The following is a 15,114-nucleotide window of genomic DNA, read 5'->3' as shown; positions in this document are numbered from 1 at the left end:
CTGCGCAGCCAGCTCGCGCATTTCCAAATTCCTGCAATAGCCCTCGGGAAAGGCCCCCTTGCGGCATCCGCCCATTAGTCTTCCTTGGGCTGTTGAAGGTTCGAGGCGTCTGCTGCCTCAACCGAAAAAAATATCAACGCACTCCGTAGCTTGCGAACTCCTGAACGATGTTCGGATCCATCGCCTTGGCATTGGCGATGTCCAGCGCGCCTTCCTGGGCGGAGCCGTTGCGCTGCTTGGCGAGGCCGCGTCCGTAGAGCGAGGACGTCAGGCGCGGGTTGATCCTCAGGGCCGCGTCGAAATCGGCGATGGCGTTCTTGACCGCGCCCGATTTCAGGTTGACGAGCCCGCGGCTGTCCAACGCATCGACGAAGTTCGGCCGCAGCCGCAGCGCCTCGTTGCAATCCTTGAGCGCGCCCTGGAGATCGCCGACCACGGTGCGGGTCCAGCAGCGATTGTTCAGCGCCTCGACGTCCTTCGCGTTGATGCGGAGCGTATCGTCGAAATCCTTGATGGCGAGGTTGTAGGCGCCCTTGCTGGCATAGACCTGGCCACGCCGGTACAGCGCGTTCACGTCGTCCGGATTGGCGGCAATCTTGGCCGTCAGGCTCTTGATCGTGGGGTCGTCAGCCAGGACGGCGGGGCTCGGTCCGCTGTCCGTGCTCGGCGCGGGACCGGGATCAACCGGCTTCACGGGCGGCGGCGGTGGCGGCAGGGCAGCCTCGACCTGCGGCTTCGGCGAGGGAGCCGGTGCTGGCGCAGGAGGGGGTGGAGGTGCAGGAGCCGCAGCCGTGTCGGCCGGCTTCGGCGGCGAAGGCGGTGTCGGCGGCGCGGGTGGTGCCGGTGGCGGGTTGTTGGCGACCACGGCCGGCGGCGCGGGTGGCGGCGTCGTTGACGGACGCGATCCGCCGGCTCCTGGAATGAACGAGAAATCTTCGGCCAATGAAGAGGATATCCACGGCACCTGCTCGCCCCGCGAGGCGCGGGTGACGCCCATCTTGGTGCGGTTCAGCGTCTCCTCGGCCATCAGGTCGGGGACGCGGATTTCCTTCAGCAGTTCCTGGACGAACAGGCTGTGCTCGCCGCCGGCGTCCGAGACTACCGAGGCCAGCGCCGCCGAATACATCACCAGCGTGCCATTCGGCGCGATCACCGGGGTCAGGCCGGCCGAGAAGCTGCGGAACCGGCGCTCAAACGGGTTGCGCCTGGAGGCGTCGACCAGCGCGATCTTGACGCCAGCGCCGCGGGTGTTGAGTTCGCCGAGCACGGTCTCCAGGCTGAAACCGTCGCGGCGCACGTCGGATTCGGTCCAGATCTGCGCATCGACCGGCAGCATGTAGCTCTGACGCGCGGACTGGATGCCGAAACCGCTGAAGAACACCAGCGCCACGGAGCCGGGCTTGATCTTGCCGTAGAGCTTGTCGAAGGCGCGGCGCATGCCGTCGCCGGTCAGGTTCTCACCGATCTCGACGGAAAAGCCGTCGCGCTTGAGCTCGTCGGCGACGTCGCGCGCATCATTGATCGGTTCCTTCAGCGGGGCATCCGCATCCGGATATTTGGCGTTACCGATCACCAGCGCAAAGCGGTCGCCAGCCGCAAGCGACGGCGCAGTCGGAACAAGCGAGATGAGCAAAGGCAGCAGAAAAAGGAAGCGAATTTTCATAATCAGCGCGGTCCAGCCAAAAAGGCACCGTTCCCAGCTTGCGCCGCGGCGACCTTAACTTTCGCTCCATGCATTATCAGACCCGGGATGGGGGGCGTCAACCGCTTGGAGATTCGACTTTATCGCGACGATCGACCGCAAGGCATGGCCGCGCTGCAAGGGGAATAAAGAGGCTGTCATGGTTGCACTCGATGCGATCTGGCTCGATCCTGTCCGCGGGACGTTAGGGCAGCCAGGGCGACCAAAATGTGATTGGTCTCACATTGCAGGACAGCGGTCGCCGCAACCTCAGGTGTTTGACCTTTGCAACGGACAATGGCTTGGTCCGCCGGCTCGTCTCTGCAGGTCCACTCAGAAAAAAGCAAAACAAAGAGCAGCGTCATGGGAAACGTCTACGAGATCTACGCACTGCGCTATGCGACAATGTCGCCGCGCACCCCCCACATGAACTTCCTCGTGCCCGACCCGCACGACAGCGCGGCGCAGGATCTCGACTATTTCGTCTGGCTGATCCGAGGGCACGGTCGCGACATCCTGGTCGACACCGGCTTCAACGCCGAGGAGGCGAGCGCGCGGGCGCGCAAGCTGACGCTCAATCCGGTCGACGCGCTGGAGCGCTTCGGCGTCGCCGCGGCCGCGATTCGCGACGTCATCGTGACGCATCTGCATTACGACCACGCCGGCAATCTCGATCGCTTCCCACATGCGCGCTTCCATCTCCAGGAGCGCGAGATGGCTTACGCGACGGGCCGTTGCATGTGCAACGGACTGCTGCGACATCCGTTCTCGGTCGAGCACGTCACGCAGATGGTGCGCCATGTCTATGGCGAGCGCGTCACCTTCTATTCCGGCGATGGCGAAGTCGCGCCCGGCGTCACCGTGCATCGCGTCGGCGGCCACTCCGACGGCTTGCAGGTGGTCAAGGTCGAGACCGCGCGCGGACCGGTGGTGCTGGCGTCCGATGCCGCGCATTACTACGCCAATCTGCAGCGCAAGAGCCCGTTCCCGATCGTCTACAATGTCGGCGACATGGCGCAGGCCTGGGAGACGATCGAGCGCCTCGCCGGTCACCCTGATCGATTCATTCCCGGCCATGATCCGATCGTGACCGAGATCTATCCGCGCGCCAGCGACAAGGTCGATGCATGGGCGCTGCACCTGCCGCCGTCGCGATCGTTTGCGAGATAGCCTGACGCAGACCCTCATCCTGAGGCGCGCGCTCTTGCGTGCGTCTCGAAGGATCAAGGCCGAGATGCAGCAGCGGGGCCTTCATGGTTCTCGCGGCGATGCGAAGCATCGTCCGCATGACGGCGCTTGCGCACCTCCGCGATCGAACTAGGTCGCGTGCTTATGAATCCTGCATGTCGGCTTTCGAGGGGCGAGCGGACACGCAGCCCCCACCCGTGGGACGTCGCCTTGTGACTTCAGCTGACCAATGTGACTCGCCACGCTATCCCGCGCGGGATAGGATGCGTCTAATCCTCGGTGTGCGGGCTGCCAGACGCTGGTGTGTTCGGCGCCCCAACGCCTCCGCCCTGGAGTGCGTTTCCGCGTAATGCCTTGCGGCAGCAAGGGCCACGTAAAGGGAGGATTTGATCATGCTACTTTGCCAATGCAACGCAATTCATCGACGTGATGTGGTAGCGGCGGCGGTGCTGCCTTGTTCACCGCCGTCGTGGCGACGCTGATCGGCAGCGGGAAGCCGGTACGCGCAGAATCGATCGCCGGGAAGGTTCCGGAGATCGATCGTGTGGCAGTGCGCGTGGTCGTCGACAGCTACCAATTCGCTGTCGCGCCGAGCCGGAAGGTTTCCGACGTTGAGATTGAGCACTTCGGCTGGGGCATCGGCGGTGGCAAGCCGCCGGGTAAAACGTTGATCAGTGAGTTCGGCCTGTCGATGCACGTCGAGTCGCGGCGCGGCGCCGAAACACGACATGTCCTGGTCGATTTCGGGTTCACACCGGACGCGCTGGTCAACAACGCCAATCTCGTAGGCATCGATCCGGCCGCGATTGATGCTCTTGTCTTGAGCCACGGTCACTACGATCATTTTGGCGGTCTTGCCGGCTTCCTTAAACAAAACAACGCCAAGCTCAAAGCCAAGCTACCAATTTACATCGGCGGCGAGGACGCATTCTGCTCCCGCCAATGGACGGCTCCGCCGGTTCGCGCCGACTTCGGAGTCTTGGATCGCAAGGCACTGGAAGGTGCCAATGTTGCTGTGACCTATGCAGAAGGGCCGGCACTGGTCGCTGATCATGGCTTCACCACGGGGCATATCGGCCAAACGAGCTTTGAGAAGCTGCTGTCCCCCAGCGCCATGAAGATCGGCGTGGATCACGGCATTGGATGCTGACAAGCTTCCGGAGGACGAACGGACGAAGACTGTCGTCCCGGACCAGTTCCGGCACGAGATCGCCACTGCATTCAATCTAAAAGGCCGCGGGTTGGTCGTGTTGATGTCTTGCAGCCATCGCGGGGTCATCAACGCGATCAAACAAGCCCAAGCGGCTTCGGGTATCAGCAAGGTTCATGCGGTGATCGGCGGGTTCCACCTCGCGCCCTACAAGGAGGACTATGTGCGCGACACGATCACGGCGCTGAATGGTCTCGACATCGACTACGTCATTCCACTGCACTGCACTGGCGAGCCGTTCTACGAGATGGCCAGGGCCGAGATGCCGAACAAGCTCCTACGCTCCTACACGGGTACGCGCTTCATCTTCGCTGCTTAGCAAGGACACCCGCGATCCTCGCGCTCACGGCCGCGAACGGGGTGCAATTGCTGGCTGTAGCAGATGCTGGAGGATCTAAATCGCATAGCCATGCCGAACGAGTAGTGCGATGCGCGATGGCGCTAAGCGTCGTGCTAACCATGCGCTGATCCAGGCCGGGAAGCTCAGTTGCCCGATCTGACATGCCCGTCCCGCGCTTATCAAAGATCACAACGCGGGCGTAGCTTGCCAGGTGGGTCAGGAAACGGGCGAGGTCGGGCTCGTCCCAATAATTCTCCACATTCGATACGAAGCCGGGAACCAAGACGAGATTGATCGGACCTTCTCCGAACGCTTGGTACGCGATGTGGATGTCGCCACTTTTGGCGTATTGCGTCACGGGCTGCATGGTAGTCCGCGCTTGCGCTCACGTTCCGACGAGAGTTCAACGCATCTGAGACATTGCGTCCAATAGAGGTATCCGCGCGTCGGCCTTGGGACGTCGGGCACCGTACGGAGACATTGCACCTGTGATACGATTTAGATCGCAACCTGGGCGCCGATCTCCACAACGCGCTCGGTCGGAATCCGGAAATAGTTGGTTGCATCGCTGGCTCCCGAGGCGAGAGCAATAAACAACCGATCTTGCCAGCGCGGCATTTCCGACCTGGCGGCGATCCTGAGCGAGCGCCGTGACAGATAGAACGAGGTCGACATGATCTCGAACTGCCATCCCGCCTTGCGAGCGATGGCAAGGGCGTGGGGGATATTCGGCACGTCCATGAACCCGAACCGCAGAACGACACGAAGGAATCTATCCCCGAGAGGCTCAATGCGGACGCGCTCCTCTGGCGGAACATGCGGCCTCTGGCCATACTCGACCGTCAGGACAACATTCCGGTCGTGCAGCACTTTGTTGTGCTTGAGATTGTGCATAAGCGCAGTCGGTGCATGCTTCGGATCGCCGGTGAGAAAGACGGCGGTTCCTGGCGCGCGAGGCGGCGGCGAGCGTTCCAGCATCTTCACCAGAGTGTCCAACGGGGTTTGCAGCTTAGCGGTCTTTGCCGCCAGAACCGTCGTTCCGCGACGCCAAGTGTACATGATCGCCACCATGGCGGTCCCGAGCATCAACGGCATCCAGCCGCCTTCCATGACCTTCAGCAGGTTGGCGCCAAGGAAGGTGAGGTCCAACATCAGGAAGGGCGCGACCAATGCCGCGGCTGCCGCGGACGACCAGTTCCATACCTTCCAAATCACGACAAAGGCGAGCATCGCCGTCACGACCATGGTGCCGGTGACGGCGATGCCGTAAGCGGAGGCCAGCGCGTTCGACGAGCGAAACATGAAGACGAGCACCAGAACGCCGACCAGCAGGAATCCGTTGACGCGCGGCATGTAGATCTGTCCGACGAGGGCCTCGGACGTGTGCCTGATTTCCAGTCGCGGCAGCAGGCCCAGCTGGATTGCTTGTTGGGTCACGGAGTAGGCCCCGGTAATGACGGCTTGGCTGGCGATGACGGTCGCCGCGGTGGCGAGTATCACCATCGGAATCAAGGCCCATTGCGGGTAGAGCAGGAAAAACGGATTCTCGATCGCCGCTGGGTCCGCCAGGATCAAGGCGCCCTGGCCGAAATAGTTGATCGTCAGTGCCGGCAAGGCGACGAACAGCCAGGCCGTCCGGATCGGTCCGCGACCGAAATGGCCGAGGTCGGCATAGAGCGCCTCCGAGCCCGTTACCACCAGGAATACCGCACCCAAGGTCAGCAGCCCGACGATGCCGTGCTCGAGAAGGAAGCGCACGCCATGAAGGGGATCGAACGCGAGCAGCACCGACGGATTCTGCGCGATGTGCCACAGGCCCGCCAGCGCGAGTGCAATGAACCACACCAGCGTGATCGGGCCGAAGAACGAGGCAACCTGTGCAGTTCCGCGGGATTGCACCGAAAACAGGCCAAGCAGAATCGCGGCCGTTATCGGGACCACATAAGGTTCGAACGCCGGGGTGATGATCTTGATGCCCTCGATTGCCGATAGCACGGAGAGCGAGGGGGTGATGATCGCATCGCCATAGAACAGGCCGCCGCTGATGATGCCTAACAGCACGATGATCGGTGCTCGCGCGCCCATGGCCTTGTTGGCGAGCGCCATCAAGGCGAGCGTCCCGCCCTCGCCATGATTGTCGGCACGCAGCAGAATGACGACGTACTTGAGGGTGACGACCAGGAGCAGTGCCCAGACGATCAGCGAAAGGATCCCAAGCACAGCTTCGTAGCTCGCCGGATTTCCGGGGCCAACCGCCGCCAGCACGGATTCATGCACCGCATAGAGGGGACTCGTTCCAATGTCGCCATAGACGACGCCGATGGCGCCGAGGGTTAAGCCCCAGAAGCCGGCATGCTGCCGACCATCGACAGTTTGCGAGTCTTGAATCTCGGCCCCCGCCTGATCGGCACTATTCGTCGACATGTTTTTTCAAGTACCTCTGTACTCACGGAGGAGGGATCGGACCACTGCACGGAGATCCATCCGGTTCACCTGAAGTTATCGCAGCAGAATGGATCTGCCGCTATGGGGTGGACCTGTGGCACGGATGGCGCGCTAACAAGTGCAGTCGTAGTGAGAAGCCGCTTTGCCTCCACTAAGGACAACAGAATCGCGACCGCCCTCGTTTCATGCCGCCCTTCGGCGATCTCGTCGAACTCGATCGGAACATCGGGATGACGGGACAGCGAGCAGACCCACTCGCCGCCGTCGTAAACCAGCCGGCGAAGGCGCCACATCGGCAGTTCCAACTCGATCAGAGAGAGCGCCGCCTCCGTCCAGGCCTCTGCGAGAATCAGGCGATCGAAACCTGCCGCCTTGCCGGCTCTCGCCAGGCTTGAGACTCGCGTGCAGGCATCCGCAACAACCTTGGCGATCAGATCGGTCGTGAGCACCCCTGCGCCGCGAAGCTCATCGGCCATCCGTTCAAAACGCTCAGTCTCATCGCTTCCGGTTGACAACGCACACTCCATCATCGATGGCGCGAATGCGGACCGCACCCGCAAGATGGATGCAAAGGACATAGAGAAACCAGAGTTATCGGAGGGCCGGAATATAGGAATCTTATAGGAATCGGGGGTCGTTGATATAGACGACTCTTCCGGCCGCATTGCCGTCGCGCAGACGATCTTGGCTTGCCTCCGTGCACGGCCACAATGCCGCAGCTATGGGCAGAACTTCGGCGGTAGAATTGAGCGACCGCATCGGCGCGCTATCCGCCTGCCGATCCCAGCACTACCGGAGGCATGGCTGGTTGCATGAGCACTGGGTCTGTCAAGGTTCTGATCGTCGATGACGAGCCGTCGATCCGAAAGCTGCTCAGGATGGGCTTGGTCACGCAAGGCTATGAGATCCTTGACGCTTCAAACGGAAAGATCGCTCTGCATCTGCTATCGCACAATCCTGACGTGATCCTCCTCGATTTCGGGCTGCCGGACATGGAGGGCCTCGATCTGCTCCGCATGCTCCGCGCGCAAAACGAGCATGTCGCGATCGTCGTGCTGTCCGGTGGAGGTGACGAAACCGGCAAGGTCGAGGCGCTCGATTGCGGCGCCGACGACTACGTTACAGTGCCGTTTGAGATGAATGAACTGCTTGCGCGGATGCGGGCAGCTCTGCGCGACCGCCTGCAAATCCACGGTGAGCGCCCGAAGTTCCGGATCGGCGATCTGTCGATCGATCTCGTCCGCCGCACTGTGAGGGTGCGCGCTCGCGAGGTGCCGCTTTCGCGCAAGGAGTACGACCTCCTGCGACTGCTGGTGCAGCACGCCGGAAAAGTGCTGACGCATCGGTTTCTCCTCGGAAAACTTTGGGATCAGAACACGGATCCGCAACACCTTCGGGTCTATGTTCGCCAGCTAAGGCAAAAAATCGAAGACGAGCCGGACCGACCGGAATACATCCTGACCGAGACCGGTATCGGCTACCGTTTCCGCGCCCCTGATTGAGCGCATGGTGAGATCGCAGTCTGCCTAACCCGACCGGGCTGCGGCGCTTGTTCATTTGAGTTTGGTGGTTCGCGCAACGTGGTGATCGAATGTGATCAGGGATGTCCGCCTTTGGCCCATCGGCGAAACCGCGGATAGCCTTTTAGAGTTCTGCTTCGCAGGGTCTAGCGGATGCGAATTGCTCTCGTTGAGCTTTTCTCAGTTTGACCCGAAGGCGAAGATCGCGATAGCGCCCGGACGTCAGCAGCTGACGCCAGACCGGACGTGGTGGCGACGCGGCCAAATCGACGCGAATGACCTTCAACGGACGTTTACTTGGGGTCGCTTCCGCCAATCAGCTTAAGGATATAATCTGGCCAGCCTCCAGTCGGACTGCTGCCAGGTTCAGACCCATGAAGCGGTGGCGCTCAGTCAGCATTATCTGCACGGTTGTCACTGCGGGCCTGCTGGGTGCCGGGGCCCTTGTCGTCGGCCAGTCACGCGTGCCGACAGAAGCCATTGCATTCTCGGTAACACGTACACCGGAGCTTATGGAACGCGCGTGGCACCTGCCAGTGGCCGCCACATTCCATAGGAACGTGAACTGGCAATCAAATAGCTCTCGTTGCGGACCTGCAGCTGTTGCGAATGCGTATAGGTCGCTCGGCGAGACGGCAAGCACGGAGGGTAAGGTGTTGGCCGGCACCGGGCGGTGCTGGACGGGCTTATGCATCCTGGGTCTCACGCTTGACGAACTGGCCGAGGTGGCGCGGACCAACACGAGCCGCAAAGTCACGGTCTTGCGTAATCTCAGCGAGGGTCAGTTTCTGGAACATTTGCGTCGCTCCACGATCCAAGCCGGCGCTACATCGTGAATTTCAATCGCGCGCAAATTTTTGGTGCTGGTGTTGGACATCATTCGCCCATTGGCGGCTATCTGGAAGCCGAAGATCTAGTTTTCGTGCTCGATGTCAATTCCAATTACCAGCCATGGCTAGTCGAGCGAAAGCGGCTGTTCGCAGCTGTGAATACGTACGATGGCGATAAGAAGCGCGGGCTGCTGCTGATCGAGTAATTGCAAATCCCTGCGGCCTGTCACGTACAGCCCTGGGAAGGCGAGCGAGGCGGTGGAGATGACCAGGCGATCGAATAAAACAAAGCTGCGAGCAGCGGCCTTGCGACGGGTCTGCTCGTGGCCCTGATCGAACAGCACTGCAGCCGTCACGACGTCGGCTGTCTGATGTGGTCCGGATTCCGATGAAGCATTTTCTGGAAGGACAGTCGGTTTTAGCGCGTCTCCCTGTTTTACTTTTGCTGGGCGGTTGTGCCGGAACGATGCCCGAGTGTAATTCTTTGGATGCGCGTAATACAGTGATTAAGATCGTTTCGGACGACAGCAACAACGCGCTTGTCAACTACGCCGTTATGAATTCGAGCGCGGTTGCGGCGATGATAAGTCATGCGACCACAGAGGCCGAAAAACTAGCGATTTGGGAAAAGGCGAGACAAGGTGCCTCTTACAGGTTGGATGATGCGATAAGCACAAATTCAAGAAGCAAAGCCAAGCGAGCAGTTACCTGTACCGCCTTATTGTCTGCGACCGTTGAGGATGTGACAGCGCAAAAGGAAGTGGACTTCGAGGTGGAACTAACCGCAGACGGCAAGATTTCCGTTTCGGTTAGTCCGTTTCAATTTTGACCGATGCCACGTAGCGGCCTCTTTCATATCAGGCCAAGCAGGGAATGTCGCCTGTTGGGCCCGTAGCAGACCTTGGCCTATGTTTCGTCGATTTCCGCTATAGCTACCCACCCTAATACGCCTGCTTGGCGTCCGCCTCTTCGCTGGTCTGGATCAGGTCGAGACTCTGCTCGATCTTGCCGAGCAGCGCCGAGAGCTGCTTGCGCTCTTGCGCAGAGAGGCAGGCGAGGATCTCGTCTTCCCGCCGCAGCAATTGCGGGAATAGCTCCTCATAGAGCGCGCGGCCCTTCTTCGTCAGTTGCAGGCGGAATTCGCGACGGTCGGCTTCGTTCTCGACCCGCTCGATCAATCCCTGGTGCAGCAGCATCGTCACCGCCCGACTGATGGTCGATTTGTGCGTGCGGGTGCATTGCGAGATGAATTGCGCGCTGCAGGCATCATTGCGGAAGCCGAGCGTGGCGATCACGCGCCATGCCGGAATGTCGAGGCCATGCCGCTCCTGATATTCGACCGCGAGCGCGGAACTCACCTCAGCCGCGAGCCGGTTGAGGCGGAACGGCACGAATTTGAACAGATCGAGCCGGGGCTTTGGCCGCGGCGAAGCCTCGTCGGCTTGCCGTGCCTTCAGCGCGATGTCGCTGGATGTCCTCGCCAAGGAAAGCGCTCCGAATTCAGTTGACGGCCGGCCGGCTCCGGTCCAAAATAGTTGCACGTGAGACTATCTAGCAGATCAGTCCTCTCCTGACCAGAGAGAAAGGTTAGCGCATGGCGCAGGCCAAATCCCAGTTCGGCTATCGCCGCCACCCCGATCAGGATCGTCCGGGCCAGGACCCGGCCGCGCATCCTGTCGTGGTCGTTGGTGCGGGCCCGGTGGGGTTGTCGCTCGCGATCGATCTTGCCCAGCGCGGCCAGCGCGTCGTGCTTCTGGACGATGCCGACCGTATCGGCGAAGGCTCGCGCGCGATCTGCTTCTCGAAGCGTTCGCTGGAATATTGGGACCGCCTCGGCGTCGGCGACCGCATGGTCAAGAAGGGCGTGGTGTGGAGCGTCGGACGGATCTTTCACGGCGAGTCGCAGCTCTACCAATTCAATCTGCTGCCCGAGGACGGTCACAAGCGCCCGGCCTTCATCAACCTTCAGCAATATTACGCCGAAGCCTATCTGGTCGATCGCATCCAGGATCTGCCTGCGATCGACCTACGCTGGCGCAACAAGGTGACGGCGCTGGGTCAGCGCAACGATGCCGTCGCGCTGACGATCGAAACGCCGGAGGGAGCCTATCGGCTGCACGCGCAATATGTCATCGCCTGTGACGGCGCGCGGTCCTCGCTGCGGCAGATGGTCGGCGCCGAGTTCGCGGGACAGGTGTTCGAGGATCAGTTCCTGATCGCCGACGTCAAGATGACCGCGGAATTCCCGACCGAACGCTGGTTCTGGTTCGATCCGCCGTTCCATGCCGGACGTTCGGCGCTGCTGCACCGGCAGCCCGATGACGTCTGGCGCATCGATCTCCAGCTCAATCGCTACGCCGATCCGGTTCTCGAGAAGAAGCCGGAAAACGTGCGGCCGCGCATCGCGCGCATGCTCGGCCATGACAAGTTCGAGTTCGAATGGATCTCGCTTTACAAATTCCAATGCCGGCGGATGGACCGCTTCATCCATGGCCGCGTGATTTTTGCCGGCGATTCCGCGCACCAGGTCTCGCCCTTCGGCGCACGTGGCGCCAACTCGGGACTCGAGGATGCCGAAAACCTCTCCTGGAAGCTCGTTCGCGTGCTGCGCGGGACTTCGCCCGCGAGCCTGCTCGAGAGCTACCATGTCGAGCGCAGCATGGCGGCCGACGAGAACATCCGCGAATCCACCCGCTCGACCGATTTCATGGCGCCGAACTCGCACCAGGAAGCGCGGTTGCGCAAGGCGGTGCTGTCGCTCGCCAAGGAGACCGAGTTCGGCAAGCGCATGGTCAATGCCGGCCGGCTGTCGGTGCCGTGCAGCTACCACTCGCCGCTGTCCTCGCTCGATGCCGATACGTGGCGCGGTGGACCGTCGCCCGGCTGTTCCATGCTCGACGCGCCCGTCGCAACGCGCGCCGGCGAGCTGATCTATCTGACGGATGCCTTCCGCAAGGGTGGAACGGACTTCACCTTGCTGTCGTTCAGCAATGGCGCGCCGGTCGATGTGCCCGATGGCATCAAGGGCATCTGCATTGGAGATGAGGGCGGACTTGCCGATCCCTCGGGCCTGGTCGCAAAGCGCTACGGCGCCGAGCCGGGTGCCACCTATCTGCTGAGGCCCGACGGTTATGTCGCAGCGCGCTTCCGCCGCCCGACGCGTGCGACGATCGCGGCGGCGCTGGCGCGGGCCGAAGGTTTGTATTGAGGTTTCGCATGCCGCTCTCCACCAACTCCAACTTCGCGCGTCCCGACGATGCCTTTCGCGCCATCGTCGAGGCGCATCGCGGCCTCACCGAGGAGCAGAGCGCCGATTTCGACGCGGCGCTGGTGCTGATCCTCGCCAACCATATCGGCGACATCGACGTGCTGCGCGAAGCGATCGGCCTTGCCAAGCGGCGCATGATCGACGGCCAGCAGCAACAACAGCAACAACAATAACCCAATGACTTGAAGGACGAATTGATGGCGAAGAACTTCGCATCCACGGGCGATCTCTCCGAGAAGAAGATCACCTTCTCCGAGATCGGCACCGATCTCTATGCCTTCACCGCCGAGGGCGATCCCAACACGGCCGTCATTGTCGGCGACGACGGCTGCCTCGTGTTCGATGCACAGGCAACGCCGGCGATGGCGAACAAGGTGATCGAGCGCGTGCGCACCGTCACCGACAAGCCGATCAAATATGTCGTGCTGTCGCACTATCATGCGGTGCGCGTGCTGGGCGCATCCGCCTACAAGGCGCAAGGTATCGTCGCCTCGCAGGAGACCTACCGGCTGATCGAAGAGCGCGGCAAGCAGGATTGGGATTCCGAATACGGCCGCTTCCCGCGCCTGTTCCAGGACGCGCAGAGCATCCCCGGCCTGACCTGGCCGACGCTGACCTTCGAAGGCGAGATGTCGATCTATCTGGGAAAGCGCGAGGTGCGCCTGATGCAGTTAGGGGCCGGCCACACCTCCGGCGACATCGTCGCCTGGGTGCCGGATGCCGAGGTGATGTTCTCCGGCGATCTCATCGAATATCACTCGGCCTGTTATTGCGGCGATGCGCATTTGCGCGAATGGCCGATGACGCTGAACGAGATCCGCAACTTCAATCCGAAGGCGATCGCGCCGGGCCGCGGCGATGCCCTGAAGGGCCTCGCCACCGGGCGCGAGGCCATCGCGATGACGCGTGATTTCGTCTCCACACTCTATGGCGCGGCCGAAATCTCCGTCGCCAAGGGCCGCACCTTGAAGGAGACGATGGCGGCGACGCGCGAAGTGATGGATCCGAAATTTTCGAGCTTCGCCATCTACGAGCACTGCCTGCCGTTCAACGTGTCGCGCGCCTTCGACGAAGCGTCGGGGATCGACGACCCCGTGATCTGGACCGACAAGCGCGATCAGGAGATGTGGTCTGCCCTGCAAGGAGGAGGATAGTCATGAACATCAACACCTCGCCCGATCAGATCGTTCGCAGTTCCGCACAGGTGACGCCGGGCTACATGTCCGGCTTCGGCAACAGTTTTGAGACCGAGGCGCTGCCGGGCGCGCTGCCGATCGGGCGCAACTCGCCGCAGCGCTGCGCCTATGGCCTCTATGCCGAACAGCTCTCGGGCTCGCCCTTCACCGCGCCGCGCGGCACCAATGAGCGCTCCTGGCTGTACCGTATCCGCCCGTCGGTGAAGCATTCCGGCCGCTTCGAGAAGATCGATGCCGGGCTGTGGCGTTCGGCGCCGTGCCACGAATACGATCTGCCGATCGCGCAGCTGCGCTGGGATCCGACGCCGATTCCGAAGGAGGAGGTGACCTTCCTCCAGGGCGTGCAGACCATGACGACCGCGGGTGACGTCAACACGCAGGCCGGCATGGCGGCGCATGTCTACCTCATCACCAAGTCGATGGTGGACCAGCATTTCTACAATGCCGACGGCGAGCTGATGTTCGTGCTTCAGCAGGGCGTCTTGCGTATCGTCACCGAGTTCGGCCGCATCGATGCCGAGCCCGGCGAGATCGTGGTGATCCCGCGCGGCGTCAAGTTCCGCGTCGAAATCCCGAACGGTCCGGCGCGCGGCTATCTCTGTGAAAACTATGGCGGCGCTTTCACGCTGCCGGAGCGCGGGCCGATCGGCGCCAATTGCCTCGCCAATGCGCGCGACTTCCTGACGCCGGTCGCGTATTACGAGGACAAGGACACGCCGACCGAGCTTTACGTGAAATGGGGTGGGTCGCTGTTCAAGACTCAGCTCGCCCATTCGCCGATCGACGTCGTCGCCTGGCACGGCAATTACGCGCCCTATAAGTACGACCTGCGCACATTCTCGCCGGTCGGCGCGATCAGCTTCGACCATCCTGATCCGTCGATATTCACGGTGCTGACATCGCCCTCGGAGACGGCGGGCACCGCGAATATCGACTTCGTGATCTTCCCCGAGCGCTGGATGGTCGCCGACAACACCTTCCGCCCGCCCTGGTATCACATGAACATCATGAGCGAGTTCATGGGCCTGATCTACGGCGTCTACGATGCCAAGCCGCAAGGCTTCGTCCCCGGCGGCATCAGCCTGCACAATTGCATGCTGCCGCACGGTCCCGATCGCGACGCGTTCGAGCATGCCAGCAATGGCGAACTGAAGCCCGTGAAGCTGACCGGCACCATGGCCTTCATGTTCGAGACCCGCTATCCGCAGCGCGTCACCGCGCATGCCGCGAAGTCGTCGACGCTGCAGGACGACTATGCGGAGTGCTGGAAGGGCCTGGAGAAGCGGTTCGACCCGAACAGGCCGTGAGGCTTCTTACCCTCCCCTGGAGGGGGAGGGTCGATCGCGCGTAGCGCGAGCGGGGTGGGGTGACGGTCTCTCCACGTCCAACAGTGCTCATGTTGAGAGATCACCCCACCCCGTCTCATATTTCGCTGC

The 15,114-nt window shown here is 61.8% G+C and carries 15 protein-coding genes and 1 pseudogene; 10 read left to right on the top strand and 6 right to left on the bottom strand.

The window, feature by feature from the left end:
• Window positions 1-133: 133 nt before the first annotated feature.
• The gene (locus tag AAE027_RS35705; RefSeq protein ID WP_370990576.1) at window positions 134-1,663 is read right to left on the bottom strand and encodes a caspase family protein; all 1,530 of its coding nucleotides are present in this window, start codon (window positions 1,661-1,663) and stop codon (window positions 134-136) included.
• 381 nt (window positions 1,664-2,044) lie between these two features.
• Between AAE027_RS35705 and AAE027_RS35700 the strand changes: the two genes are divergently transcribed.
• From AAE027_RS35700 to AAE027_RS35690, 3 genes are all read left to right on the top strand, one after another.
• Window positions 2,045-2,851 (top strand): N-acyl homoserine lactonase family protein, encoded by an 807-nt coding sequence (locus AAE027_RS35700; protein WP_370990575.1) that lies wholly within the window; start codon window positions 2,045-2,047, stop codon window positions 2,849-2,851.
• Between the two features lie 472 nt (window positions 2,852-3,323).
• Window positions 3,324-4,019: an MBL fold metallo-hydrolase gene (locus AAE027_RS35695; protein WP_370990574.1), complete on the top strand. Its 696-nt coding sequence runs from the start codon at window positions 3,324-3,326 to the stop codon at window positions 4,017-4,019.
• Window positions 4,009-4,398 carry an MBL fold metallo-hydrolase gene (locus AAE027_RS35690; RefSeq protein ID WP_370990573.1) on the top strand — a complete coding sequence of 130 codons (390 nt, stop codon included), beginning with the start codon at window positions 4,009-4,011 and terminating at the stop codon, window positions 4,396-4,398. Before AAE027_RS35695 ends, AAE027_RS35690 begins: the two co-directional genes overlap by 11 nt.
• On the opposite strand, the gene AAE027_RS35685 is transcribed toward AAE027_RS35690, so the two are convergent.
• The 3 genes from AAE027_RS35685 to AAE027_RS35675 all read right to left on the bottom strand — a co-directional run bounded on the left by AAE027_RS35685 (window position 4,382) and on the right by AAE027_RS35675 (window position 7,379).
• On the bottom strand, window positions 4,382-4,786 hold the full coding sequence (locus AAE027_RS35685; protein ID WP_370990572.1) for an alpha/beta fold hydrolase: 405 nt from the start codon (window positions 4,784-4,786) through the stop codon (window positions 4,382-4,384). The two genes, AAE027_RS35690 and AAE027_RS35685, sit on opposite strands and share 17 nt — an antisense overlap.
• Window positions 4,787-4,917: 131 nt before the next feature.
• Complete coding sequence (locus tag AAE027_RS35680) at window positions 4,918-6,843, bottom strand: potassium transporter Kup (RefSeq protein WP_370990571.1); 1,926 nt, start codon at window positions 6,841-6,843, stop codon at window positions 4,918-4,920.
• Between the two features lie 65 nt (window positions 6,844-6,908).
• Window positions 6,909-7,379, bottom strand: a complete 471-nt coding sequence (locus AAE027_RS35675) for a hypothetical protein (protein WP_370990570.1) — start codon at window positions 7,377-7,379, stop codon at window positions 6,909-6,911.
• 297 nt (window positions 7,380-7,676) lie between these two features.
• Here AAE027_RS35675 and AAE027_RS35670 point away from each other — a divergent pair, with 297 nt between their 5' ends.
• Both AAE027_RS35670 and AAE027_RS35665 read left to right on the top strand, forming a co-directional pair.
• Window positions 7,677-8,366, top strand: a complete 690-nt coding sequence (locus AAE027_RS35670; RefSeq protein WP_370990569.1) for a response regulator transcription factor — start codon at window positions 7,677-7,679, stop codon at window positions 8,364-8,366.
• 392 nt (window positions 8,367-8,758) lie between these two features.
• Window positions 8,759-9,420: pseudogene (locus tag AAE027_RS35665) on the top strand (phytochelatin synthase family protein).
• On the opposite strand, the gene AAE027_RS35660 reads toward AAE027_RS35665, so the two are convergent.
• A complete protein-coding gene (locus AAE027_RS35660) occupies window positions 9,340-9,558 on the bottom strand; it encodes a hypothetical protein (protein WP_370990590.1) in 219 nt (72 codons plus the stop codon). The pseudogene AAE027_RS35665 and the gene AAE027_RS35660 overlap by 81 nt on opposite strands.
• 44 nt (window positions 9,559-9,602) lie before the next feature.
• Between AAE027_RS35660 and AAE027_RS35655 the strand changes: the two genes are divergently transcribed.
• Window positions 9,603-10,043, top strand: a complete 441-nt coding sequence (locus AAE027_RS35655; protein WP_370990568.1) for a hypothetical protein — start codon at window positions 9,603-9,605, stop codon at window positions 10,041-10,043.
• A gap of 112 nt (window positions 10,044-10,155) precedes the next feature.
• On the opposite strand, the gene AAE027_RS35650 is transcribed toward AAE027_RS35655, so the two are convergent.
• Window positions 10,156-10,698 (bottom strand): MarR family winged helix-turn-helix transcriptional regulator, encoded by a 543-nt coding sequence (locus AAE027_RS35650; protein ID WP_370990567.1) that lies wholly within the window; start codon window positions 10,696-10,698, stop codon window positions 10,156-10,158.
• 110 nt (window positions 10,699-10,808) lie between these two features.
• Here AAE027_RS35650 and AAE027_RS35645 point away from each other — a divergent pair, with 110 nt between their 5' ends.
• From AAE027_RS35645 to hmgA, 4 genes are read left to right on the top strand one after another with little or no spacing between them, the layout of a single operon-like run.
• Window positions 10,809-12,422: an FAD-dependent oxidoreductase gene (locus AAE027_RS35645; protein ID WP_370990566.1), complete on the top strand. Its 1,614-nt coding sequence runs from the start codon at window positions 10,809-10,811 to the stop codon at window positions 12,420-12,422.
• 8 nt (window positions 12,423-12,430) lie between these two features.
• Window positions 12,431-12,655 (top strand): DUF2783 domain-containing protein, encoded by a 225-nt coding sequence (locus AAE027_RS35640; protein ID WP_128930744.1) that lies wholly within the window; start codon window positions 12,431-12,433, stop codon window positions 12,653-12,655.
• Between the two features lie 24 nt (window positions 12,656-12,679).
• Complete coding sequence (locus AAE027_RS35635; protein WP_370990565.1) at window positions 12,680-13,636, top strand: MBL fold metallo-hydrolase; 957 nt, start codon at window positions 12,680-12,682, stop codon at window positions 13,634-13,636.
• Between the two features lie 2 nt (window positions 13,637-13,638).
• Window positions 13,639-14,985: a homogentisate 1,2-dioxygenase gene (hmgA, locus tag AAE027_RS35630; protein WP_370990564.1), complete on the top strand. Its 1,347-nt coding sequence runs from the start codon at window positions 13,639-13,641 to the stop codon at window positions 14,983-14,985.
• The last annotated feature ends 129 nt before the right edge of the window (window positions 14,986-15,114 follow it).

This window comes from Bradyrhizobium sp. DN3 (genome assembly GCF_041357655.1).
Classification (GTDB): domain Bacteria; phylum Pseudomonadota; class Alphaproteobacteria; order Rhizobiales; family Xanthobacteraceae; genus Bradyrhizobium.
This window is presented reverse-complemented; position numbering and strand designations above follow the sequence as displayed.